Source organism: Exiguobacterium sp. KJ 601 (assembly GCF_027161185.1).
Taxonomy (GTDB): domain Bacteria; phylum Bacillota; class Bacilli; order Exiguobacteriales; family Exiguobacteriaceae; genus Exiguobacterium; species Exiguobacterium profundum.
The window spans coordinates 269,774-293,125 of the sequence record NZ_JADHZG010000002.1; the positions used below are offsets into that span (position 1 = coordinate 269,774).

The 23,352-nt window shown below is 47.8% G+C and carries 26 protein-coding genes and 1 other annotated feature; of the genes, 13 read left to right on the top strand and 13 right to left on the bottom strand.

The window, feature by feature from the left end; translation table 11 throughout:
- Positions 1-110: 110 nt before the first annotated feature.
- The 3 genes from bshB2 to pdxK are packed head-to-tail and all read right to left on the bottom strand — an operon-like array spanning position 111 to position 2,009.
- Positions 111-761, bottom strand: coding sequence for a bacillithiol biosynthesis deacetylase BshB2 (bshB2, locus tag IRJ25_RS11775; protein ID WP_078146120.1), 651 nt, complete (start codon positions 759-761; stop codon positions 111-113).
- Positions 758-1,129, bottom strand: a complete 372-nt coding sequence (locus IRJ25_RS11780; RefSeq protein WP_074034952.1) for a YojF family protein — start codon at positions 1,127-1,129, stop codon at positions 758-760. The genes bshB2 and IRJ25_RS11780 overlap by 4 nt, the downstream gene beginning before the upstream one ends.
- A gap of 55 nt (positions 1,130-1,184) precedes the next feature.
- Positions 1,185-2,009, bottom strand: coding sequence for a pyridoxine/pyridoxal/pyridoxamine kinase (pdxK, locus tag IRJ25_RS11785; RefSeq protein ID WP_015880484.1), 825 nt, complete (start codon positions 2,007-2,009; stop codon positions 1,185-1,187).
- A gap of 186 nt (positions 2,010-2,195) precedes the next feature.
- On the opposite strand from pdxK, the gene cbpA reads away from it, so the two are divergent.
- Positions 2,196-2,831: a cyclic di-AMP binding protein CbpA gene (cbpA, locus tag IRJ25_RS11790; RefSeq protein ID WP_031424393.1), complete on the top strand. Its 636-nt coding sequence runs from the start codon at positions 2,196-2,198 to the stop codon at positions 2,829-2,831.
- A 12-nt stretch (positions 2,832-2,843) separates the two neighbouring features.
- On the opposite strand, the gene IRJ25_RS11795 is transcribed toward cbpA, so the two are convergent.
- The 3 genes from IRJ25_RS11795 to IRJ25_RS11805 all read right to left on the bottom strand — a co-directional run bounded on the left by IRJ25_RS11795 (position 2,844) and on the right by IRJ25_RS11805 (position 4,840).
- Entirely contained in the window at positions 2,844-3,389 is a 546-nt protein-coding gene (locus IRJ25_RS11795; RefSeq protein WP_074034948.1) for a GNAT family N-acetyltransferase, read from the bottom strand.
- Positions 3,390-3,446: 57 nt separating this feature from the next.
- The gene (locus tag IRJ25_RS11800) at positions 3,447-4,331 is read right to left on the bottom strand and encodes a diacylglycerol/lipid kinase family protein (protein ID WP_074034946.1); all 885 of its coding nucleotides are present in this window, start codon (positions 4,329-4,331) and stop codon (positions 3,447-3,449) included.
- A 134-nt stretch (positions 4,332-4,465) separates the two neighbouring features.
- The gene (locus IRJ25_RS11805; protein WP_015880488.1) at positions 4,466-4,840 is read right to left on the bottom strand and encodes a hypothetical protein; all 375 of its coding nucleotides are present in this window, start codon (positions 4,838-4,840) and stop codon (positions 4,466-4,468) included.
- A 159-nt stretch (positions 4,841-4,999) separates the two neighbouring features.
- Here IRJ25_RS11805 and IRJ25_RS11810 point away from each other — a divergent pair, with 159 nt between their 5' ends.
- The 4 genes from IRJ25_RS11810 (at position 5,000) to IRJ25_RS11825 (ending at position 8,886) form a co-directional block, all read left to right on the top strand.
- The gene (locus IRJ25_RS11810) at positions 5,000-5,431 is read left to right on the top strand and encodes a MarR family winged helix-turn-helix transcriptional regulator (protein WP_047795835.1); all 432 of its coding nucleotides are present in this window, start codon (positions 5,000-5,002) and stop codon (positions 5,429-5,431) included.
- Positions 5,432-5,550: 119 nt separating this feature from the next.
- Positions 5,551-6,186: an FMN-dependent NADH-azoreductase gene (locus tag IRJ25_RS11815; RefSeq protein ID WP_078146124.1), complete on the top strand. Its 636-nt coding sequence runs from the start codon at positions 5,551-5,553 to the stop codon at positions 6,184-6,186.
- 80 nt (positions 6,187-6,266) lie between these two features.
- Positions 6,267-6,944, top strand: a complete 678-nt coding sequence (locus IRJ25_RS11820; RefSeq protein WP_074034942.1) for a uracil-DNA glycosylase — start codon at positions 6,267-6,269, stop codon at positions 6,942-6,944.
- Positions 6,945-7,087: 143 nt separating this feature from the next.
- Positions 7,088-7,281 (top strand) — a binding site (T-box leader).
- A 45-nt stretch (positions 7,282-7,326) separates the two neighbouring features.
- On the top strand, positions 7,327-8,886 hold the full coding sequence (locus IRJ25_RS11825) for an aromatic amino acid hydroxylase (RefSeq protein WP_269318345.1): 1,560 nt from the start codon (positions 7,327-7,329) through the stop codon (positions 8,884-8,886).
- A 49-nt stretch (positions 8,887-8,935) separates the two neighbouring features.
- Here IRJ25_RS11825 and IRJ25_RS11830 read toward each other — a convergent pair whose 3' ends face one another.
- Together IRJ25_RS11830 and IRJ25_RS11835 are read right to left on the bottom strand one after the other, a co-directional pair.
- Entirely contained in the window at positions 8,936-9,934 is a 999-nt protein-coding gene (locus IRJ25_RS11830; protein ID WP_214784235.1) for an alpha/beta hydrolase, read from the bottom strand.
- Between the two features lie 30 nt (positions 9,935-9,964).
- Positions 9,965-10,786, bottom strand: a complete 822-nt coding sequence (locus tag IRJ25_RS11835) for a Cof-type HAD-IIB family hydrolase (protein ID WP_159563347.1) — start codon at positions 10,784-10,786, stop codon at positions 9,965-9,967.
- A 129-nt stretch (positions 10,787-10,915) separates the two neighbouring features.
- On the opposite strand from IRJ25_RS11835, the gene IRJ25_RS11840 reads away from it, so the two are divergent.
- From IRJ25_RS11840 to IRJ25_RS11855, 4 genes are all read left to right on the top strand, one after another.
- A complete protein-coding gene (locus tag IRJ25_RS11840; protein WP_015880495.1) occupies positions 10,916-11,608 on the top strand; it encodes a response regulator transcription factor in 693 nt (230 codons plus the stop codon).
- Complete coding sequence (locus tag IRJ25_RS11845; RefSeq protein WP_214691309.1) at positions 11,605-12,984, top strand: sensor histidine kinase; 1,380 nt, start codon at positions 11,605-11,607, stop codon at positions 12,982-12,984. Before IRJ25_RS11840 ends, IRJ25_RS11845 begins: the two co-directional genes overlap by 4 nt.
- Positions 12,985-13,048: 64 nt before the next feature.
- A complete protein-coding gene (locus IRJ25_RS11850; RefSeq protein ID WP_159563348.1) occupies positions 13,049-13,414 on the top strand; it encodes a DUF1499 domain-containing protein in 366 nt (121 codons plus the stop codon).
- Positions 13,411-14,835: a dihydrolipoyl dehydrogenase family protein gene (locus IRJ25_RS11855; RefSeq protein ID WP_159563349.1), complete on the top strand. Its 1,425-nt coding sequence runs from the start codon at positions 13,411-13,413 to the stop codon at positions 14,833-14,835. The genes IRJ25_RS11850 and IRJ25_RS11855 overlap by 4 nt, the downstream gene beginning before the upstream one ends.
- A 33-nt stretch (positions 14,836-14,868) precedes the next feature.
- On the opposite strand, the gene IRJ25_RS11860 is transcribed toward IRJ25_RS11855, so the two are convergent.
- From IRJ25_RS11860 to IRJ25_RS11870, 3 genes are all read right to left on the bottom strand, one after another.
- Positions 14,869-15,648, bottom strand: coding sequence for a flagellar motor protein MotB (locus IRJ25_RS11860; protein ID WP_074034931.1), 780 nt, complete (start codon positions 15,646-15,648; stop codon positions 14,869-14,871).
- On the bottom strand, positions 15,626-16,408 hold the full coding sequence (gene motA, locus IRJ25_RS11865; RefSeq protein WP_015880500.1) for a flagellar motor stator protein MotA: 783 nt from the start codon (positions 16,406-16,408) through the stop codon (positions 15,626-15,628). Before motA ends, IRJ25_RS11860 begins: the two co-directional genes overlap by 23 nt.
- A gap of 86 nt (positions 16,409-16,494) precedes the next feature.
- The gene (locus IRJ25_RS11870; protein ID WP_224862903.1) at positions 16,495-16,686 is read right to left on the bottom strand and encodes a hypothetical protein; all 192 of its coding nucleotides are present in this window, start codon (positions 16,684-16,686) and stop codon (positions 16,495-16,497) included.
- Between the two features lie 200 nt (positions 16,687-16,886).
- On the opposite strand from IRJ25_RS11870, the gene IRJ25_RS11875 reads away from it, so the two are divergent.
- Positions 16,887-18,266 (top strand): TrkH family potassium uptake protein, encoded by a 1,380-nt coding sequence (locus tag IRJ25_RS11875; RefSeq protein ID WP_269318347.1) that lies wholly within the window; start codon positions 16,887-16,889, stop codon positions 18,264-18,266.
- 153 nt (positions 18,267-18,419) lie between these two features.
- On the top strand, positions 18,420-18,704 hold the full coding sequence (locus tag IRJ25_RS11880; RefSeq protein WP_159563351.1) for a hypothetical protein: 285 nt from the start codon (positions 18,420-18,422) through the stop codon (positions 18,702-18,704).
- Positions 18,705-18,773: 69 nt separating this feature from the next.
- On the opposite strand, the gene IRJ25_RS11885 is transcribed toward IRJ25_RS11880, so the two are convergent.
- Both IRJ25_RS11885 and IRJ25_RS11890 read right to left on the bottom strand, forming a co-directional pair.
- Positions 18,774-19,844, bottom strand: a complete 1,071-nt coding sequence (locus IRJ25_RS11885) for an SDR family oxidoreductase (protein WP_269318348.1) — start codon at positions 19,842-19,844, stop codon at positions 18,774-18,776.
- Positions 19,841-22,015: a PAS domain-containing sensor histidine kinase gene (locus IRJ25_RS11890; protein WP_214691306.1), complete on the bottom strand. Its 2,175-nt coding sequence runs from the start codon at positions 22,013-22,015 to the stop codon at positions 19,841-19,843. The genes IRJ25_RS11885 and IRJ25_RS11890 overlap by 4 nt, the downstream gene beginning before the upstream one ends.
- A gap of 126 nt (positions 22,016-22,141) precedes the next feature.
- Between IRJ25_RS11890 and IRJ25_RS11895 the strand changes: the two genes are divergently transcribed.
- Together IRJ25_RS11895 and IRJ25_RS11900 are read left to right on the top strand one after the other, a co-directional pair.
- A complete protein-coding gene (locus tag IRJ25_RS11895; RefSeq protein ID WP_214784222.1) occupies positions 22,142-22,636 on the top strand; it encodes a restriction endonuclease in 495 nt (164 codons plus the stop codon).
- A gap of 217 nt (positions 22,637-22,853) precedes the next feature.
- Entirely contained in the window at positions 22,854-23,336 is a 483-nt protein-coding gene (locus IRJ25_RS11900) for a hypothetical protein (protein WP_015880506.1), read from the top strand.
- The last annotated feature ends 16 nt before the right edge of the window (positions 23,337-23,352 follow it).

Here is a 23,352-nt window from a genome sequence, read left to right on the forward strand (position 1 = left end):
TAAAGTCTAGAAGAGGTGAAAACATGGGACAAATCGTTGTAGTATTCGGAACGTTAATCGGTCTTGGGACCGTCGGGGCATTGCTTTATATGACCCGTCTAGCCTATGAATCATGAGAACGGATAATGATAGAAGCGCTCACGTTGGAGTAACTCCATGACGTGGGCGTTTTCTGCGTTATCGATCGCACGAAGCAGACCTTCCGTCTGAGACCGGTGGGCAAACAGGGCATCTTTCTTTTGTTCGCTCTCTTCCGTTACATCGACGATGACGTGAGGTTGTCCGAGTTCGTCTTCTGTGCGGCGGTCAAAGGCGACACCTAAGAACTCAGGGCGCGTCTCGCCAATCTCTTGAAGCGCACGTACGACGGCACGGGCTGTCGCTTCATGGTCCGGGTGGACGGCATATCCTGGATAGAATGAGATGACGGTTTCCGGCTTCACTTCGTCAATCAATGCGCGGAAGCGACCAGCGAGCTCGGCCTCGTCCTCAAATTCGACGGTCTTGTCACGAAGACCCCACATGCGCAGGTCCTCGATGCCCATCATGCGACATGCTTCTTCGAGTTCATGTTTTCGAATTTTCGGCAGTTCTTCACGTGTCGTAAAGATTGGAGAACCCATGTTGCGTCCCATTTCACCGAGCGTCAAGCAGACGTATGTGACGGGTAGTCCTCTTTGACGATGTTGGATAATCGTTCCGGCCGAGCTGAACGCCTCATCGTCCGGGTGTGGGAATATGACGAGTAACGGTCCATTCATTGATTCTCCACCTCCGATGCGCCTTGTGGGAGCGGCTTGATATCGATGTGCAGCGCACATGCGAGACGACCGAGACGATCGTGACCAGCGAGTAACAACTGTTCTTCGTGCATTTCATAGTCGGTCAATCCCTCGACATAGAGCCAACCGTGATCGAGTTTTAAACCGACACGATAGGGACCATTTCCTTTAATTTGACCGATGCTGTATTCGATTTTGGCATTACGGATAAACATCCCGGCGTTATGAAAGTCCGGGTCATTATGTGTCGCGTAGGCACCGTTCGTCGTCTCGACATGGACGAAAAGTGGTGTCGCGACGTGATTGTCTAAATAGTGCTGAATGTGATCAGGTTGAATCGCTTTCACGTCTGTCCCTCCAATGGAAAGGATGACCCGAAACACGTAGTTCCGGGTCATCTGTTTACGATTGTGTTGCTACTTTTTTACGGTATCCGGTATGGTTCGTCGGTCCAACGTATTGGTTGAGACGGAATGAATGACGAACGGCTTCTGTGATGAACTCTTTTCCGATTTCAATCGCTTCTTCGACCGTGTGACCGTTGGCGAGTGAGGCTGCGATGGCAGAAGAGAACGTACATCCGCCGCCGTGTGTGAACGCAGGCTCGATTTTTTCACTTTCAAGAAGGCGGAATTCGTTTCCGTCGTACAAGACGTCGAATGCTGTATCGAATCCGAGTTTGCCACCGACTTTGACGATGACGATCTCTGCGCCGAGTTCATGGATTAAACGAGCGGCTTCTTTGATTTCGTCCATCGTTGCGGGTGTTTTATCAAGGCCAGCGAGCATACGCGCCTCGAATAAGTTCGGTGTGATGATTTTTGCGACTGGTACGAGGTGTTGACGCATCGCGACCGCAACGTTCGGATCAAGAATCTCATCCGCACCTTTACATGCCATGACCGGATCGACGACGGCATTCTGGATTCCGTATTCTTTAATCTTCCGTGCTGCGAGTTCGATGATTTCAGGTGTCGGGAGCATACCTGTCTTCACTGCATCGACTCCAATTCCAGCGAGCACCGTATCGATTTGTTTCTCGATCAAGGTCGTGTCGATTGGAAAGACTTCGTGATTCCATGCGTTATGTGGGTCTTGTGCCACGATGACAGTCAAAGCTGTCATACCGTATACACCGAGTTCTTCCATCGTTTTGAGGTCGGCTTGGATTCCCGCGCCGCCGCTTGTGTCAGAACCGGCAATCGTCAATGCTTTTTTCATCGTCATAATCGTCCATCCCCTTTGTCTGTTTGGATAGTTTCACTATAACGACTTTTTTGAATTCCGACAAATGCAAGGATTACGAGAAGTGTTCATAACTTTTCAGAAAAAGTATGCAGGATATTCATCATATTTGGGGAATAATAATGAATAGGGTGTAGACCACTTTATTATTGGCTGGGAGGAAAACGCATGTTAGTGCATAGCTTATGTATCCCGAAGAAAGATGTTGTCACCATCAGTGAAAAGGCAACATTGCGGGAAGCGCTTCATACGCTTGAAGAAACAGGATACCGTTGTGTACCTGTTTTAGACGAGACGGGGAAATTTTTCCGCGGTAACATTTACAAGATGCATATTTATCGTCATGGAATGAACGGGGAAAACATGGACGATAATGTGATGACACTCATCAAGAATACACAAAAGTACGTCCATGAGTCAGATGGATTCTTTGAAGTATTTTTCTCAATCAAAGAGTTGCCGTACATTGCTGTATTGAAAGATGAGAGCAATGAATTTTATGGCATTCTTCCCCACGGTAAGATGCTCGGGATGCTCGAAGAAGCATGGAGTCGCGACACGGGTAGTTACGTCTTGACAATCGCCTTGAGCGAACAGGCTGGGGCACTTGAGAAAATCACGAAAATCGTGAACAAATATACATCAATCGCGAGCTTGATGACGCTCGATGCGAAAAGTAAAGTATTGCGACGGGTACTCGTGACACTACCACCAGACTGTGAAGAAGACATGAAAAACAAGGTTGTCTCTAAGCTTGAACAAAAAGGCTTCCGGATTGTCGAAGTCGAGAACTTAAAGAACTAAGTCAAAACCCTTTCACTTGGCGTGAAAGGGTTTTTCGTCGAGTCGTTTTTCCATCCGAATATCGGACCAAAATTGACCGTCCCAGTAGGTGAAGTGCTCGATCCGACCGATTTCTTGATACCCACATTTCGTATAGAGACGATGGGCCGCATGGTTGAAAGCGAATACGCCAAGTTCCATACGAGGTGTTTGTTTGGCTCGCAATTGCTCTTCTAACAAACGAAGAGCTTCTGTGCCAACGCCTTTTCCGCGACCTACAGATTCGCCGATGACGAAACCGAGCCAAGCTGTACCGGGTTCTTGTCGATATAAATGAGGCGGGTCATACATGACGTTCATTTCTCCGACGAGATGGTCATCTGCGTAGATAAGGAAAATATCGTGTGTTAAGAGTCGTTCTTCTAAATCGTCAACCGTCATCTCATAATGGGCGGTCAATTCTTCTTTAGAGCGGCTCGGGCGAATAAGATGGACGATCTCAGGATCGTTATTCCAACGATTGAATGTATCGACGATGTCGCCGGATGCGACTGTTAATGGAACAAGTGAGATATTGATAGGTCATTCTCCTTTCTCGCTTGAACACATTCGATTCAATCGTCAAAATTCCTGCTCTTATACCGGCTTTAATACGTTTAAGTGGCTCGGCAATACTTCAAAGGTGAGGGGTAGCTTGCCGCCTGTGTCCCCGTCAGCATTTACAGGAAGCGCATCAGGCGAGGTCACGTTCACCCGTGACGTACAAAATGAGGTGACGCTATCCGTTTCCTTCAACTTTCCTGTAAAGAGGGCGGGTGTTAATTGAAGTGCGTCCTTTAACCCGAGCTCTTCAAAGATATAGACGTGAAGAAGACCATCATTAAGTCGCGCGTCCGGTTCGAAGTTTTCAAATCCTCCGACCGAGTTCGTCAAGGCGATGACGACGAGATAAGCCTCGCCATCAAACTCCCCGTCTTTACTGTCAAGCGCCAACTCATAAGGACTATGTTCACGGAACGCTTTTACACCCTCAATCAAGTAAGCGAACGGTCCCCATTTCGTCTTCTCTTCCACACTTACTTCGTCGACAGCTTCGGCAATGAGCCCGATGGCGATGACGTTCATGAAATAACCGTTCTCATACTTTCCGATATCCATCGGTGTCGGTTCAGCGTCGCGGAGAGCCTCGATTGCTTGTTTAGGGTCACTTGGGACACCGAGTGCACGGGCGAGGTCGTTGACCGTCCCAAGTGGAATGATGCCGAAGTCAGGTCGATGAGTAGCCTCGGCTAGACCGGTCACCGCTTCGTTCAAGGTTCCGTCCCCACCCATCGCAATCACGGCCTGATAGTGCTTTTCTGCCGCTTCACGTGCGAAGTTCGTCGCATCCTGTTCCTTTTCAGTGAAGCGGACATCGACGTGTCCATATCGTTCGCGCAACACCTCTTCGGCATGTGTTGCGTGTTGTTCCCCCAACTCTTTCCCTGAGGATGGATTGACGATTAACATGACTGTGTCCATACCAACATGTCTCCTTTTCAACTCGAATACTGTCCTTTATTCCCGTCAAAGAAAGCAGATACTCCTAAAAAATCCCCATGTCGATTAGCTATCTCGCTCTAATCTTCAAGGGGATGCGTTGGGCATTCGATTGTTTAATAATGACGGAATGCGGACATATCTAAATGACTTGCTTCCGACTCGTCCACGGCAAGTTCGATGCGCAAATGTTCATTGAACGGGGAGACGAGAGCCCCCATACAGGCGACCGGTTCATGATCGGGGACCGGTGATTTACGTTTCGTTTTGACGAATAAATAGTCCGATCGTTTCAACGTCAATAAGAAACGTTCCACGGCATGCGGTTCACGGGTCACGTTTGGCCAAGGTAAATGATTGAATAATAAAAAGACCGCGCCTTCTTTTTCGAGCGCATAGTCCGGTGCGATGCCTTCCCGATTCAACAAATCGATGACAGCATGCAAAAACTCCCGTTTAATCGTCAATGAAATTTCGTAATACTCACGCATACGGTCCACCCTTTCTTAAAATCACAATACTACCATTCTAAACGTTTCCGACATGGGCGACAATGAAGAAGTTCCTTGACGAAGTATTTTTCCCGGCTTATACTGCATAAGTCCTGCTATACTAGTGATATATGATGAACGAATTGAGGTGAAACCGACATGATTGAATCCCTTGAATTGAAGGCGTGGGTCGTTCTTGCGCGTACGATGGATGCCATCAGTGATCGTGTGAAAGAAGATTTACGACGCCACCAGTTAAATTCAACAGAGTTCGGTGTTTTATCCGTACTGTATAAACGAGGAGACACCCCGTTGCAACAAATTGGGGATCAGATTTTGATTACGAGCGGTAGCGTGACATATGTGATCGATAAGTTGGAGAAGCGAGGGCTGATTGAACGAATCGCCTGCCCGTCTGACCGACGTGTCACATATGCTTCATTGACAGACGATGGAAAGGCGCTCATGGACGTCGTCTATCCGCAACATATTGAAATCTTCAAAGATATATATGGACCGTTAAGTGATGAAGAGACGGAACAATTGATTTCGTTATTGAAACGAGTCGGTTATAACGCAGCGGGCAAATAAAGCCCGTTGCTTTTTTATTCAATATCTTGAAATTAAAATAATTGACGATGAGATATACAGATGATATAGTTCTAACTGTTATTGAAAAATTAGAGATTACACAAATGGAGGATTACACGATGACTAAAGTATTATATGTATCGGCTAACCCGAAACCAACTGAACTTTCATACAGCAAACAAGTGGCAGAAACATTCGTTTCGACACTCCAAGCAGAAAATCCATCAATCGAAGTGGAAGCAATCGAACTCTACGATGTTGATGTTCAAGAAATCGACGGAGATGTGCTCAGTGCATGGGGCAAATTCGCTTCAGGCGAAGCGCTCACTGATGTAGAAGCGAAAAAAGTAGGCACAATGAGCGGCATGCTTGAGAAATTCATGGAAGCGGACCTTTACGTGTTCGCGACTCCAATGTGGAACTTCTTCTTCCCAGCACGTATGAAAATGTTCCTCGATAGCGTGCTCATGGCAGGTAAAACGTTCCGTTACACGGAGCAAGGTCCTGTCGGCTTGCTTGAAAACAAACAAGCGATCCACATCCAAGGGACAGGCGGAATCTACACAGGAACTGACCTTAACTTCGCAGACGCATACCTTCGCCAAGCGCTCGCGTTCGTCGGTGTATCTGAAGTGACGACGGTAGCGGTCGAAGGGATGAACCAATACCCAGATAAAATCGAAGAGATCGTTGCAGACGCGAAAGCGAAAGCTGAAGCACTTGCGAAAGAAGTTGCAGGCGCAGTAACGGTATAACCTAGAGAGACGAGTCGATTGACTCGTCTTTTTGTATGCATTTATTTTGGGTATGATACAAAGGGAAAGGGGAGTATGCAATGGCAGATCAGTTATCGAGTCGACTACTTGGAGATTGGACGGATATTGTCCAAGAAGAGATGAAACGACCTTATTTTCAACAGTTGAAGCAATTCGTCGACCAAGCTTATGAAGAAACGATCGTTTACCCGGCCCGAGAAGATATTTGGAACGCATTTATTCACACAAAATTTAGTGAAGTGAAGTGCGTCATTTTAGGGCAAGATCCGTACCACGGACCGAATCAAGCGCATGGACTCAGTTTTTCGGTGCAGGACGGGGTTCGTTTCCCACCGTCTCTACGAAACATCTTTCAAGAACTAAAAGATGACGTTGGATGTGATCTCCCGAAGAGTGGCAATCTCGAGAAATGGGCGAAACAAGGCGTCCTTCTCTTAAATACGGCACTGACGGTTGAAGCGGGAAAGGCGGGCTCTCACCGTGGAAAAGGATGGGAACAGTTCACTGATTCCATCATTGAGCGGCTCGGGAGTCGTGAGGAACCGATTGTATTCATCTTGTGGGGAAATGATGCGAAGAAGAAAATGAAATGGATTGGAGACCAACATAAAGTGCTCACGTCGGTACATCCAAGTCCTTTGTCATCCCATCGTGGATTCTTCGGTTCTAAGCCATTCTCCAAAGTAAACGATACATTGAAGGAGTGGGGAAAATCTCCGATTGAGTGGTGTCTCTGACAGTTTGCGAAAATTCGCAGGCTGTTTTTTGTTGACGCTTTTGTTTAGCTTTGGTACAGTAACTAACAAGACGTCACTTTAGTGCTTAAAAGCATATATGCATAACAGCATAACTGTAGAAAAGATAAAGAATTGGATATGTAAGAAAAGCGAAGAAAGAACCGAAGTAGAGACATCTTCCCTGGCCCAGAGAGCGTGTGGTGCTGCGAACACGCCCAAAAGATGAATCGAATTACAGTTCCTGAGCTCTCATCATTGAGCGGTCCCCCGTTATCGGATCAAGCGGCTAGAATCTTTCTAGCAACCAGGGTGGTACCGCGGCTTTGTCGTCCCTATCGATTCAATCGATAGGGATTTTTTTGATTTTAAAGGAGGACTTCACATGTTGACACAATCGATTCCAAAACACCTAGCCCCACATATTTCACCGCAGTTCTACAATGAATACACACCAACAGATCATGCCGTTTGGCGTTTCGTGTTGCGGTTGAACTTGCACACGTTAGAAGGGAAGGCGCATCCGTTTTACATCGAAGGATTGAAACGGACGGGAATGGGACCGGATCGATTGCCGAACGTCGAACAGATGACGGATGAGATGCAGGCGGCAGGATGGTCGACGGTCGCAGTGGATGGGCTCATCCCCGGCGTTGCCTTTTTTGACTTCCAAGGAAACGGGATGCTCCCGGTCGCGACAGACATTCGGAAAGTCGAGAATATTTTATACAGTCCAGCCCCTGACATCATTCACGAGGCGGCGGGACATGCGCCAATGTTGATGGACCCGACGTTTTCGGCAATCGTCAAACGCTTCGGTCAATTAGGGGCCAAGGCGTTCATGAACCGAGAAGAACATGCCTCGTTCGCCGCATTGAAACGCTTGACGATTGTGAAGGAGAATGCGAATTCGACCGAACAGGATATCGAGGCGGCGGAGAAAGCCGTACATGAGGCGAAAGCGCAAGTGACTGGCTTTTCTGAAGCACAACAGGTCGGGCGTATCTTTTGGTGGACCGTTGAATTCGGATTGATTGGTGACCTCGACAACCCGATGATTTACGGGGCAGGCCTCTTATCATCGGTAGGAGAGAGCCGTCACTGTCTGACAGATGCGGTCGTCAAACATCCATTCGACTTGGAGCACGCGCTACAGACGAAGCAAGACGTGACAAACATGCAAAAAGAGCTATTCGTTATTCCAAACTTTGAGACGCTCTCTTCTGTCTTAGATGAACTAGAGGGAAGAATGGCGATTCGAAAAGGTGGGATTGAATCTGTGGCGAAAGCGTTGGCGTCAGGAAGTCAATCGACGATTCAACTTGAAGATGGATCAGAACGTGTCGGCATCGTTCGTCACATGACGGAGTCGAAAGAACATACGCTCATTCAATGGGATGAATGTTCAATTGTACAACATGGACAGCTCACGCAAAAAGAGCGACACGGGCTACTGATCGCTCATGACACAGAGTCCGCGCTCGATCGCGATGACCTCTTTGAGGACGGGACGAGCATTCGACAAGCATGTGCATCCGGTGCACTCGAAGACGTGACGGTTCACCTAGAAGGACGGACGATCTCACTCGACTCGCTAGAAGTACGCGTCGATTCGCTTCCATCAGTTTTCCCAGGAACAACGGTAGACGAGCTGATGATGATTGAAAAACCGGTGATCATCGAACGGGATGAACGTGTATGGACGAACGATGATCCGATGTTCAACCGCATCCATCTCATGCGTGAGCGGGGAGAATCAATCGATGGTCTCATCCCAGAGATTTTAACGAACCACCCTGACGCCTGGTTATTACACATCGAGTGCCTGGAGTTGGTGAAGGATGAAGGACTGAAACAGACATTGATTGAACGTCTTGAAGCATTGCGTCAAACTTCCCCATCCCGAAATGAATTGATTGGTCGCGCGTTCGAACTATTGCGCTAACGAAAAGAGGCGACGTTTTCCACTGTAGGAGAACGTCGCCTCTTTTGCATTATACAGATTGATTTGTCGTTTCACGTAAGAACGTAATCAAACGACGATACGTGGAATTAGCCGCTGGGCGGTCCATTTCGAAGTAATAGTTATGGCCAAGCTCGTGCTCGTTCCGATCATAAAAGACAGTCGTGACATCCGTACGTCCTGAAAGAATCGTTGCAAATTCCTTGGCCTGCTCCTCAAAGGAATGGTCATTCCCGTCCGCGATAAACGTTGGGACGAATGTGGCCGGTACATTGACGAGTGGCGACGCTTCAGCAACGACCGGGAGAGTCTCCCAATTGTATGTGCCGAAGTATGCCCATCCGATTCGTTTGAACAAGAAGCGGTTCACTGACTTCGATGATTCGAGCCATGTGCGCTTCAAGTCGAGCGGTGCAGACAAGAGGATGGCACCGAGGATTGAAGATTTTGGTACGACTTGTCCCACTTCAGCAGAAGGCGAATAGTCGTCATTCAACTGGATCCCGACAAACTGTGCAGCGAGCTGTCCACCATTCGAATCACCTGCAAAGAAGACGCGGTCTAAATCGAGACGGAAGCGATCATTGTTCTCAGCGATGAACGAGTACGCTTCTTCGATTTGTTTGAGCGGGGTCGGGTACATCACGTCAGGTGCGAGTGCGTAATTGATACTGACGACGTTGTAGCCGTTACTCGCAATTGAAGTGGCGTATTTTAACACATCCGATTTATCCCCACCGACGAATGATCCGCCATGTACCCAAAAAATGGTAGGGACCGTGCGGCTATTTCCTTCATAACGGATCAAATCAAAGGTTCCATTGTCATAAGAAGACAAGTAGTCGATGTCTTTTCGGACAGACGTCTTTTGAACGACTTCCTCGAATCCCTTCATCTCCACTTCGTTTCCCCCCGCAAACGAAGTTTTGATTAAACGTGTGGCTGGTTTCGGTGAGAGGAACACATAAGCCGCTCCTGCGACCGCAGTTCCAATCAATCCGACTCCAGCTCGTTTCAACCCTTTATTCATCTTCCTTCCTCCCTTTCTACAATCAGAAGCTTATTGCGTGACGAGTACGTCCGCCATGTACGTTTCGATGACATGAGCGATTCCGTCTTCGTTGTTTGATTTTGTGATGAAGTCCGCTTTTCCTTTGACCGTCGTGTTAGCATTTCCCATCGCGACGCCGAGGCCGGCCCATTCAATCATCGTCAAATCATTGTTTCCGTCACCGCAAGCGATGACTTCTTTTTGTGCGATGCCGAGTTGATCTGCAAGGAAGGCGAGACTCGTTCCTTTTGTGACACCGGCTTCAGTAAACTCAAGGAAGAACGGTTTTGAACGGGCTACAGCCAATTTCCCGGCCAATTCTGTTTGTAGCTTCGTTTCGATTGGAGCGAGTGTGTCGCCATCCGCAAGCATCAAACATTTGACGACCGGAGCTGTCACGGCATCTTTAAAGTTGTCGACATGAATGACCGGCATTCCCGTCAATTCACCTTCGATATCCGTATAAGGGTTCGGGCGATCGGTTACGATTTCGTTACCGACGTACGTATGAATCGCGATTCCTTCCCGTTCACTGATATCATGGAGATGGGCGACTGTATCCGGCTGGAGCGTGCTCGAGAAAATCTCCTCGTTTGTCGCACAATCGATGACCGAGGCACCGTTGAACGATAAGATGTAGCTTCCGTATTTCGCAAGTTCTAATTCACGGGCTGCTTCCCACATCGCAAACGTTGGTCGTCCGCTCGCGAGAACGACTTTATAGCCGCGCGCCTGTGCGTCGAGAAGTGCTTCTTTTGTCTTAGGGGAAATCGTATGGTCGCTCGTGAGGAGCGTATCATCCATATCCAATACAATCATCTTGTAACTCATAGTAGTAGGGGGTCCTCCTTCAGAATCTAATGACTCCATCCTAAACCTTTTTAAGGTCAATTGACAACCTTGTCGCAAAAACGTAACTATAATGTAGAGAAGTGAACTCTAGAAGAGGTGGAAATCGATATGAATCGAATTTTAGTAGCTGAGGATGAACATGCGATTCGCAGCTTCATTATTGTCAATTTAAAACGAGCCGGATTCGACGTCTTTGAGGCGACGAACGGGCGAGAAGCGGTCACCGCATTTGACCGTGAACCGTTCGATGTCGTCCTATTGGATGTCATGATGCCGGAAATGGACGGATTCGAAGCATGTGCTGCCATTCGTGATCTTGACGAAAATGTAGGGATCATCATGTTGACGGCACGGACGCTCGAAGAAGATAAAATTGAAGGGCTCGGTAAAGGTGCAGACGACTACATCGCCAAACCGTTCAGTCCAGGTGAATTAGTGGCGCGCATCCAAGCGTTGTTGCGCCGTGTCGAAAAAGTGAAACGAAAAGATTCGAAACGCTTGAAGTCGGGACCGTTCGCAATCGACCTCGCCGCAAAACAAGTGACGAAGTATGGACAGTCGATCGATTTGACGCCGACCGAGTATGACTTGATCTGTCATCTCGTCCAAAACGAAGAGATCGTCTTGTCACGTGATGCGCTACTCGATGCTGTATGGGGCGTCAACTATTTCGGTGACCGAAAGACAGTCGACGTCAACATTCGTCGCTTGCGTCAAAAAATTGAAGATGACCCGAGTCATCCGGTCTACATCGAGACGTTGTGGGGTCACGGATATAAATGGCGGAGACATGAGGCATGAAACAACAGTTAGTCATTCGCATGATGATTGTCGTGACGATCGTCTTGCTCTTGCTCGTCAGCATTTTGTCTTACGGGACGTATCGCTACTATTACGAGTATGAGTCGGAAGCGTTACTAGGTCATGCGACAACGAGTGCATATCTATACCCTCAAGCCCAAGTTGGGTTTGAAACGCCGAGCGCCTTTTCAGTCCTCGTCCGAACATTCGGATATCCTGGAACTGATTTGACGATTGTCGACCGGAGCGGTTCGATTGTCAAAACGACGGGACAACGAACAAGGCAGGCCTCTTTCTCTCAAGAACAGTTACAGCAACTGTCGCAAGGAGAGTCCGTCGTGCAGGACTATGACGTCGGGGATGAACATTACTTGTCGGTCACGAGTCCCATTATGACGAACGATACGTCCGAGTTTGCCATCAGTTTCACGCGACCGCTTGAAGACTTGGACACGCTCATTCGCGAAATTTGGATGACGGTCGTCATGATTGGCGTCTTGATCTGGTTGCTCGCCCTATACACCGTCATCAGGATTGCCGATCGCTTCGTCAGACCGATTCGTCACATCATCGAGGCGGCCGATGAGATGGCTCAGGGCGACTTCGATGTATCCGTTGAGTCAAATGAGAAACATGAGCTTGGAGCCTTGGCTCGAACGCTCACGTATTTAGGCGCGAAAGTCCAGCAGCATCAGTCGACACGTAACGAATTCCTCTCGAGTGTATCGCACGAACTCAGAACACCACTCACATCGATTAAGGGATGGACCGAGACGATTCGGGGTGGTGATGAGAAACTATCTGAAGAGACGGAGCTCGGTTTAAGCATCATCCATTCGGAGACAGAGCGCATGATCGGTCTCGTCGAACAGCTTCTCGACTATACAAAAATTGAGGAGAGTCGGTTGGTCTTGTATCGCCAAGAACTGGACCTGGTCTCTTTGTTACGTCAAGTGACTCTGCAATTAAAACAGTCACTTGAAGACAAAAGCATCACACTCATCGAACGCTATCCTCAAAAATCGGTCGGACTATTTGATGAGAATCGTTTGAAACAAGTGTTCTTAAATATCCTCGAGAACGCGATTCGTTTCTCGCCAGACGGAGGAACGTTGACCATCCGCTTCGTGCAATCGGAACGTGTTGCCTTCATCTCGATTATCGATGAAGGTCCCGGCATTTCACGAGAGCATTTGCAGCGCATCACCGAGATGTTCTATCAGGCTCATGTCACAGAAGGTAGTAGCGGGCTTGGACTTGCGATTTCAAAAGAATTGATTGAAGCGCATGAAGGCAAACTCGTCATCGAGAGCGAGGTCGGACACGGAACGACGGTGACCGTCTTATTGCCGCTCGACCCGAGTGAACTACATTAATAGGATTAAACCTCCCGAATTCAGGCTACATATAGATGTATGTAGACTGAGGGAGGTTTTTATAATGGCCAATCAATCTTTGAAGCCGTTAAAAGGAAGTCCGAATGCTGTGTCAACCCAAACTTCAATTGAAGAATTGCGGATGGACCCACTGCCGTATGCAGGCAGTCGCGGGCAATCAATTGAAGCCATTAAGATGGCGATGAATCAGTTGCCGCGGGCTGAACTGGTGAAGGAAACAGATGAAGGACTTCATTATGTAGTGACTTCTAAAGTGATGCGATTTAAAGATGATGTCGATTTTTTATTTGATGACGCTACTCAACAAGTCGAGTTTCGATCTGCGTCGCGTGTCGGCTATTCAGACTTTGGCGTGAATCGAAAACGAATGGAAGATGTGAGCGAACGATACCGGAGGTTGATTCGATGAAGGACTATCAGTTGATTGTCATCGGTGGCGGTGCTGCCGGGATGACGGTGGCCGCAGGGGCTGCGAATTTAGGCGCAAAGGTCGCACTTGTTGAAAAGAACAAACATTTAGGTGGTGACTGTCTGCATGTCGGATGTGTGCCATCGAAAGCGTTGATTGCCGCTTCAAAAGAAGCGAATGCGATGATGCGCGCGGCCCGAGTTCTCGGAACCGAGTTCAATGGACAAGAGCATTATCAAATGTCAAAAGCGCGTGTCGACAAAGCACGTGCCATTATTCAAGACCATGACGGGACAGAGCGTTTTGAAAAGATTGGCGTCGACGTCTATATCGGAGAAGCCTCGTTCCAAAGTCCGCACGAATTAAAAGTAGGGAACGAGTTATTGATCGGGAAAAAATTTGTCATCTCGACGGGGTCGAAACCGACAGTTCCTCCGATTGATGGACTCGATCAAGTCCCATACTTAACGAACGAAACGGTCTTTGAAGAAGAGACGCTCCCGGAGAGCCTGATTGTCATCGGCGCCGGAACGGTCGGACTTGAATTGGCCCAGTCCTTTGTCCGACTCGGCTCACAAGTGACCGTGCTAGAGGCGCAGGATGATTTCCTACCTAAAGAAGACGAGGACGTCGCCACCTATTTGAAATCTCAACTCGAGATGGCGATGCGCTTGAAAATCGGCGTAAAGGTCAATCGAGTCGATGAGGTCGATGGCCGCATTCGTGTCACGACAGAGGTGAACGGCGAAACGGTCGAATATGAAGCGGACAAACTGCTGATGGCGACGGGTCGCGTTCCCCGAATCGATGCGCTCCGTCTCGACCGGGCGAACGTTCAGGTGACGAAAGGGTATATCGATGTCTCGTCGTCATATCGGACGTCACAATCTCATATCTTTGCGATTGGAGATACGATCAAGACGCTCCCATTCACACACGCCGCTGGAGAAGAAGGGAAGGCGGTTGTCGCGAACGCGCTCTTTGGATTATGGAACAAGGTCGACTATAGTAAGCTCCCGTGGATCACATTCACAGACCCTGAGGTGTTCCACGTCGGGATGACGGAGAGAGAAGCGCGCGAGCGTTACGGTGACGACATTGAGACGTATGAAGCGAAACTGTCCGAAGTGGACCGTTTCATTGCTGAACGCCAAGAAGCAGGCTTTGTCAAAGTGATTACGAAGAAAAATGGAAAAATCATCGGAGCTCATGCAGTCGGTGAATCGGCGGGGGATTGGATGCAAATTGTCGTTTATGCGATGCAACGTGGTGACAAAATCGGGAAGCTGTCTCGTATGATTTACCCGTATCCGTCGCGAAGTGAGGCCGTGAAGAAAGTGACAGACCTTTACTGGCGGAAACGATTGTTCGAAAGCCCACTCACCGAACTGGCGAGACGCTACTTTAAATTGATGCAATAACACAAATCACCCACTCGAACGAGTGGGTGATTGTTAGTTTGGTAAGGTGATGGTTTCAATCATCTTTGGTTCGCCCTCAGAAAGGTCGACGAGTGGTTTGATCAACACCTCGACACGTCGGTTTTTAGAGCGACCTTCTTCTGTATCGTTCGTCGCGATCGGTTTAAACTCACCGTAACTCGCGAGCGTGAATTGAGCCGGGTTCAAGGCATCATTTGCCAAAAGGCCACGCATGAACGCGGTCGCACGTGCCGAACTGAGTTCCCAGTTTGACGGGAAACGTGCTGTATTGATTGGAATGTTATCCGTATGGCCGGAGACGACAATCTCTCGCTTGCCCGCCTTCTCTAAAATTTGACTGATGTTTTGTGCGACGTTACGAGCATCAGCATCGAGAGTCGCCTCTCCTAAGTTGAACAGGGCACGGTCTTGAATCGTCAAGACGAGACCACTTGAATTGATTGTCGCTTTGATTTGGCTTTCGAGACCGTTCTTTTTAATGTATTTGTTTACATCTTCTTTTAACTCGTCAAGTTGAGCCAATTCATACGTCCGTGGGTTGGCGGTCGTATTGGTTTTGTCTGTGCGACTGATGTCACTGTTTGAGGCAGTCGAAGCTTGAAAGACGCTGACGCCTCCAGAGAACACCTGGTTGAAAGACTGTGACATTTTCTCAAGCTTTGTCTGGTCGATGTTACTCGATGCGAATAGTACGATGAAAAGCGCGAGCAATAGTGTCAACAAGTCGGCGTAAGGAATCAGCCAGCCTTCGGGAATATGTTCTTCATGATCATGCTTCTTTTTGCGCTTCATAGTCAGCTCGCTCCTTTGGAGACAAATACACAGACAGTTTATCTTCTAGCGTTTTTGGAGATTCACCACTTTGAATCGATAAAATCCCTTCAATCATCATTTCCTTGATGATGACTTCACTCTTCGAATACTGCTTCAACTTGTTTGCAAACGGGAACCAAAGCACATATCCGGTAAAAATCCCGAAAAGTGTCGCGACGAAGGCCGCAGAAATGGCATGTCCGAGCTTTTCGATATCAGATAAGTCTTTCAAGGCAGCAATCAATCCGATAACGGCTCCGAGTACCCCAAGTGTCGGGGCATATGTCCCGGCTTGAGTGAAGATATCGGCGTTTGCTTTATGACGCTGTTCCATATTTTCGATGTCGCGTGACATGACTTCCGCAATATATTCGGAAGGTTGACCGTCGATGACCATCATCATGCCTTGGCGTAAAAATGGTTCTTCGACTTGTTCAAGTGCCGTTTCGAGGGAGAGGAGTCCCTCTTTTCGGGCTTGGGTCGACAAGTCGACGAATTGCGTGAGCAATCCGGACTTGCTTGGGAGTTCTTGTTTTTTGAACAAGATTTTAAACAGTTTTGGAACATTCTGAAGTTGTTCCTTCGATACAGCGATACTGACAGCCGCGGCTGTACCGACGAAAATGATAACCATTGCGGCAGGGTTGATCAGCGGCGCAACACCTGCTCCTTTTAATAGCATTCCACCGACGAGGGTGAGGAACCCGAGTATGAGTCCGACTAACGTAACGACATCCATGTCTTTGTTTTCCACCTTTCCGAAATAAATCAGGACAAAAAAAGCGAGAGACGCCACTCGTCTCCCGCAACATGCGTTCCCGATGATTAAGCGCCGTTTTCATCAATCAGCATTTGAATGCTGATATTTCGTTCTTCACGCTCTATATCGGTTAATACGTCGTATTTTTTTAACAATGCGTACAATTGATTCACGACTTCTTGCTCGAGTGACCAATTGAGTAACTCTTCTAGCTGAAAATAAAGGTGAGCGGGCATACATTGTGACTGGCGCTCCAACCTTCGTGAGACATCCTCTATCGAATGATCTACCGTACTAGGGTCCACGGTTTCATTCAACCTCCTCAACATTCTTAAAGTCTATCTCCCATAATACCAAAAAATCGAAGAAAGCGTTAGAGATACATTTTCTTGTTGGCATTTATAAAAGCGAGGAGTAACATGGGGCTTAGAATAATAGAAGTGAAGGAGATGTCGTGATGCGGCATAGACTGTCAGCGCGTGAGGTGCGCTTGAAGCGAATCGAGGTACTTTACCGAGTCGTATTTGAAAAACCTGCCCGTTTTATCGCGGGAGGATTTTTACTGGCGATTTTTATCGGGGGCACTCTTTTATATATGCCATTTGCGCAAGAAGAATCGGTTTCTTGGATTGATTGTTTGTTTATCGCGACGTCTGCCGGAACGGTCACTGGACTGTCGACAGTCGACATCGGCTCCTCGTTTACCCTGTTTGGTGAATTGGTCATTGTCGCCCTCATCCAAATCGGGGGTCTTGGGTTTATGACGATCGCCTTGATGTTGTTAAGTGTACTAGGGAAGAAAATCGGATTAAAACAACGAATTTTGTTACAAGAATCATTGAATTTAGCGGGACCGGGGGGGACAGTTCGTCTCGTTCGGAACATCGTCTTCACGACGGTCATCGTGCAGTTTATCGGGATGTTGTTTTTGACGTTCGAGTTGTTTAGTACAGAGAACTATTCTTTTGGAACAGCACTTTATTACGGTTTCTTCCATGCAGTGTCTGCCTTTAATAATGCGGGATTCGCATTATTTCCAGACAGTCTCATGTCATTTGAGCAGAACACAGCCATCATTGTGACCATCGCCCTCATGATTATGATTGGAGGTCTTGGATTCACGACGATTGCCGATGCCACGGAAGTGAGAGGCTGGAAACGTCTCGCCCTCCATTCAAAAATCATGATTTTGTCACTCTTGGTCATCAATGGTGTCGCTTGGTTCGTCCTCATGATGTTTGAATGGGTATCGAATGAAGGGGTATTGTATGGTCGATCCCTCGGTGAGGCGTTACATGTGACGTTCTTCCAAGCCGTGACGACACGGACGGCCGGCTTCAATTCAATTGACATCGCGACCATGGCTCCAGCCTCGATCGGTTTGATTTTGATTCTGATGTATATCGGGGCAGGAGCGGCTTCGACCGGGTCGGGGATCAAAGTGACGACGCTTGCCGTTATCTTTGCGGATATGTGGGCCTTCATCGCAGGTAAGAAAGAAACGGTCATCATGGAGCGGACGATTGATGCGTTTCAAATCAAAAAGGCATACGTCGTCGCCATCTCAAGTTTCTTGTTCATTATGATAATCACGACACTCGTCATTTTGTCGAACGGCCACATTCCGGCGACTGCCATTCTATTCGAGACGGTCTCGGCGTTTGGGACAGTAGGGTTGTCGCTCGGCATCACAGCGGAATTGAATGATGCCGGGAAGGGGCTGATCATGTTCATGATGCTTCTCGGACGTGTCGGATCGTTGACCATTCTCTTTACCGTCGCACGTCAAGCCGACCGGAAGATTCGCTATCCGAAAGAGAAGATTTTGATTGGTTGAACATGTATTGTAGGCTGCATTCCTCATGAAGGAGTTGCAGCCTTTTTTGAGGTGTCGTAGTCAAGAGCGACACAGATTTTTGATGGTCTTCATCGTATGCAATAATTGGTATATAATGGGTTAGGGAATGAATCGATAAAGGAGGATTTGGACTTGTTATCTTGGCTCGGTATGACAAAAGGGGAGAAGACAGGGCGCCCGTTCTTCGGGGATGTGTCGAAACGAGCGGTAACGCTTGTGTTACTTTCCTCGTTGATGTTGATGTATGGTGTGAAGTCGCTATTGGTTTACCTGATTCCAACTGCATACTTGGAGGATGCGATCGTTGCGGTTCTTCCTGGTATCGTAGGGCTCCTTGTGGCATTGGTCTATATCCTCGTCCTCGAGCGTCTGCTTCACGATCAAGCGGTGTCTCGTAACGACGCGGATGAGATATAAACAAGTGTACGATGATTCACGGCGTATACTTGTTCATTTAATTTCAATCATAGTTGAAGCCCTGACGAATCAGGGCTTTTTGTGTGCCATATAATGATGGACAATCTCAGGGAGGTAATCCTGGAGGTCTGGACATACGATGCCCGTTCCGTCGAGTGCCCGTATCGTTTGTGTCGTGTCAAAGTGAACAGGATGTTTAAAGTACTCCAATAGTTCGTGAGGAACCTCGAGTCGCTTGGCACCATTCCAAGCAGTAAATGCCGCGTCAGCAACGGCATGAGGAAGGGTTCCGCGAGGAGAACGCTGAAACATCGTCTCATGCAACATACGATATACCTCTCGTGCGCCATGTGGGAATGGGTCCGTCAAATGAAATGTCCGCTTCAGGCCGTTTGGAGAATGAGCTAGGAAAGCGGTCGCTTCTACTACATAATCGTACGGAACGAGGTTTACCTCAACATTCGCCCGCCCGATGTAAGGGAGTGGGCGCATCTGCTGGAGTTGTGTCATCAATTGTAAGACGAAATAGACACCGTCGAACTTTTTCGTTTCGCCCGTGCGACTATGTCCGATTACGATCCCAGGACGAATGACAGTGATTGGCATGCCACCCATTTCTCTTGAAACGAGTGCCTCTGCTTCATATTTAGTCGCCTCATAATGATTTTTAAACTGGACCCGATGCCATAATTCATTTTCATAAACCGTCCCACGGCGACGTCCGGCGATATAGGCGGTACTGAAGTACACATAACGCTTCAATTGTTTCGAGCGTTTGGCGAACGCGGTCACATGTTTGGTTCCGAGTATATTGACGCGATAACCGATGTCATAAGGAATACTCAAGTCATATGCGGCGGCGAGATGGAAAATGTAATGTACATCGCGTTCAATGACAGACCGCATAATCGGGTCGAGAATCACTTCGGGTAACGTGATGTCTGCTTCAACAAGGACGAGCTGGTGCGGTGCAAGCGACGTCGTTGACAGTAGCGTATCTCGTAGCTCTTCTGCATCACGTTGTTGGTTCGGAAGATGCAAGGCGTAGATGACTCCGATTTGATGCGGTAACGAAGCGAGGTGTTCAATTAATTTTCCTGCTAAAAAACCAGGGAACCCGGTAAAGGCGTAATTGTTCATGACGTTTCCTCCGCTAAATCTAATGTGAATGTGAAAGTCGACCCTTTTCCGACAGTCGATTCCACTTCGATGCTTCCACCATGTGATTCGATAATTTCTTTACAAATCGACAAACCAAGACCGGTTCCACCAATTTTACGTGTATCCGAATTATCGACCCGATAAAATTTTGTGAATAATTTTTCGAAGGCATGCTCCGGAATCCCGATACCGAAATCACGAATGGATACATGCGCTTGATTGTGGTCTTGTCGGACTCGTACTTCGATTTCCTGTCTGTTCGGGGAATACTTGATCGCATTTGAAATCAAGTTGACGAGAACTTGCTCGATGCGATCTCGGTCGGCAACGAGATGCAAGTCATCATCCGCATTATCGAAATGAATGGTATGATCACTCGTTTCGCGGAAGCGTTCAATCACTTCTAAGACAAGTTCATTCAAAGCGAAATGATCTTGTTTATATTCTTGGTGACCATCTTCCATGCGTTGGATGTCCAAAAAGTCGTTGAGTAGGGCGGTCAATCGTTTCGCTTCCCGCGACATCGTCTTCAAGAAGCGCTCTCGTTTTTCAGGCGTCAAATCTCGAGCGAGCATCAATTCAATATATCCCGATAATGAGGAAAGAGGAGTTCTTAGTTCATGTGAGACCGTGCTCACCAGTTCATTTTTAATCTGGTCCATCCGCTCTTCCTCGGTTCGGTTACGGAACACAAACAAGAATCCACTATCCATACCGATTTGTCGTTTTGTATCCATCGTCGTTCCATACATCTCATAGTATTCTTCATCTCGGTCGTTTGGCTGTGGGATGGAGAAACGCATCGATACTTCACGCGCTGTCCCATCGAGAAGTTGATCCATCTTTCGTAGCATCTCGCTCCTGTCACGAGGACGGAACGTGGAGAGGAGCGGGATACGCTCCTGAATTTTGTTTGGAGCGATGCCCGGTAAGTCCATGAGTCGTCTTGCGTGGACGTTCATGAACAAGACACTCCCGTTCGATTCGGTCAAAACGAACGCTTCATTCGATGCTTGTAAGATTGACTGGATGATATCGCGCTGACGGGCGATGGCATTTTTTTCACGTTCGAGCATACGCTCTACTTTTTTACGGTCGCTGATATCACGCATGACCGCGACTCGTAACGTTTGCCCTTGATACGTCACTTCTTTCGGATACACCTCTAGTTCTAAGAACGTTCCATCTTGCCGACGACCAATCACTTCGTATGGCGTTTGAATGTGATTGCGAATGCGTCGCAACACATCGGCCCGGTACCCTTCCGCGATAAACTCGATCGTCTGGCGTCCCATCATTTGCTCTGCAGGGATTTTAAAGATGGATTCCGCTGCCTTGTTCGCATCGAGAATCATCCCGTCTTCATGGAACAGAACGGCTTCGATGACCGATTCGGCAAACATGCGATAACGCTGTTCCTTATAACGGAGCTCACGTTTCAACTCAATCTCGGAACTCACATCAAATACGAAGAAAAAGAAGCCGATGAGTTGCTCTTGCTCATAAACGGGATGCATGAACAATTTGCCGATGAAATGTGTCCGATCTTTACATTGAAACTTCCATTCCCGGTCTCCTTTGTCGAGTGCGAGGCGCAACATTTGTTCGAACGATAGCAACCGTTCCGTCTCGTCTTGATAAGCAGAGCGCTTTTCACTTAATTCTCTCGATTCAAATAAAGCGAACGGTGTCATTTCGTAAAGCACTTCATGGGGCGCATAGCCAAACAGTTCCGTGGCCCCCTGATTGAAACGAGTAATCAACAGATTCGCATCCGTCATGATCATCGCCATGTCGAGTTCAGTATGCATCATCGCCTCAAAAGCGTTGTGTTGAATCGTCACGCGTGTATCATGGGGCAATGGCTCAATGGAGAGGATATATTGATTTTCCCACGGAATGGCGTGTACTCGCATCGTTGGCAGTTCATACATCCAAGGCAGTCCTTGTTCCATCCGACGAGACAATTCCATCGTAATCGGTGACTGATTGACCATATGGAAAAGGTTCGAACGTCTCTGTAGATTCTCAGGAAACTGCTCGAGAAACGGACGGTTTGCCTGAACGATTGTTCCATCTTTCTGTATTAACGCAACTCCGTAAGGTAATGCATGTAGTAACTCACTTTGGAGATTGGCATGATTCTCCATGAACAGTCATCCCTCCTTCGCGGTGTCAGACGAGCACATCTTCTATATCATTCGACAGATCCCCCTTTCATTTCCTGCCCTCAAAACGGTAAAGTGAGGGAGAGGAATTGGAAAGGAAAGATGAGCATGATTGGATTACTCATTGGGATCATCGGTGCCATATGTTTATGGTGGTTCGAGGCACCGCTTTGGAGCAGCGTACTGCTTCTCTTGTTTGGAATTGCATGGTTTATATGGAAAGTAAGGCTGTCGACCATCGACCGCATTGATCGGATGGATGGTCGGGAGTTTGAATTATTTTTAGAGGAAGTGTTCACCGCGCTTGGTTACACGGTCACGGTGACTCCAGCATCACGTGACTTTGGTGCTGACTTGTTATTGGAGACACCGGATGGATGGTCGATTGCCGTTCAAGCAAAGCGTTATGAAAAGACGGTCGGACTCGAAGCGGTTCAACAAATTGCAGCGGCCGTTCCCTATTATCAAGCACACGAAGGCTGGGTCGTGACGAACTCGAATTTCACGGACAGCGCATACGAATTGGCAGCGCCAAATCAAGTTCGTCTGATTGCAAGAATGGAGCTTGAAGAACTCTTAAAAGAAGCGGGATATAAGCGATGAGAATAGGCTTGTTCACAAGTTCGACAGAATCCAAATGATGTCGAAAAAAAAGGGTTGTCTTTTTCTTTAAACGATGCAATAATCATCTTCGTCATATGAAATATGTAGTAGTTGAAACGAGATAAAAACTACACAGAGAAACGATTGGGGTTTTCAGTAATACCCGACCGTACACATACAAACAATCACGGTTGGAACGTGCTAGGAGGAAAAAGCGGTGCGCAAATTAATTTATGTAAAAGGTTGCGTCTTTACACAAGGTGAGGCGACCATTTATGACGAGACAAATGATGCGATCGGATCTGTTCACCGCGACGCGGAAGGCAGTGTCCAAGTGCACAATTTGTCTGGACGACAGATCGCTCATGGGAAATACATCCCAAACTGCCAAAAATGGGTCGTGATGAACCATGATGGACAGGCGATTGGTCAATTGAAAGACAAGTTCTCGTTATTCGGGAAAAAGTGTGAGTACAACGTCTATGAACGCGGACTCTTCACGATTCAATATGATGTGGAACGTCACAAGTTTAGCGTTCGCGACAAAGCAGGTAAACTTGTCGCGGAACTACGGAAACAAGAAGACGATACGTTCTGCTTAACGAAAGAAGCCGATCAGTTATCGATGTTCGAACTCCTTTCCGTCTTAAAGACGTTAACGGTCAAATCACGGATGCCGCTCGCAGCATCTGTCTCATAACGATGACGAGCACCGG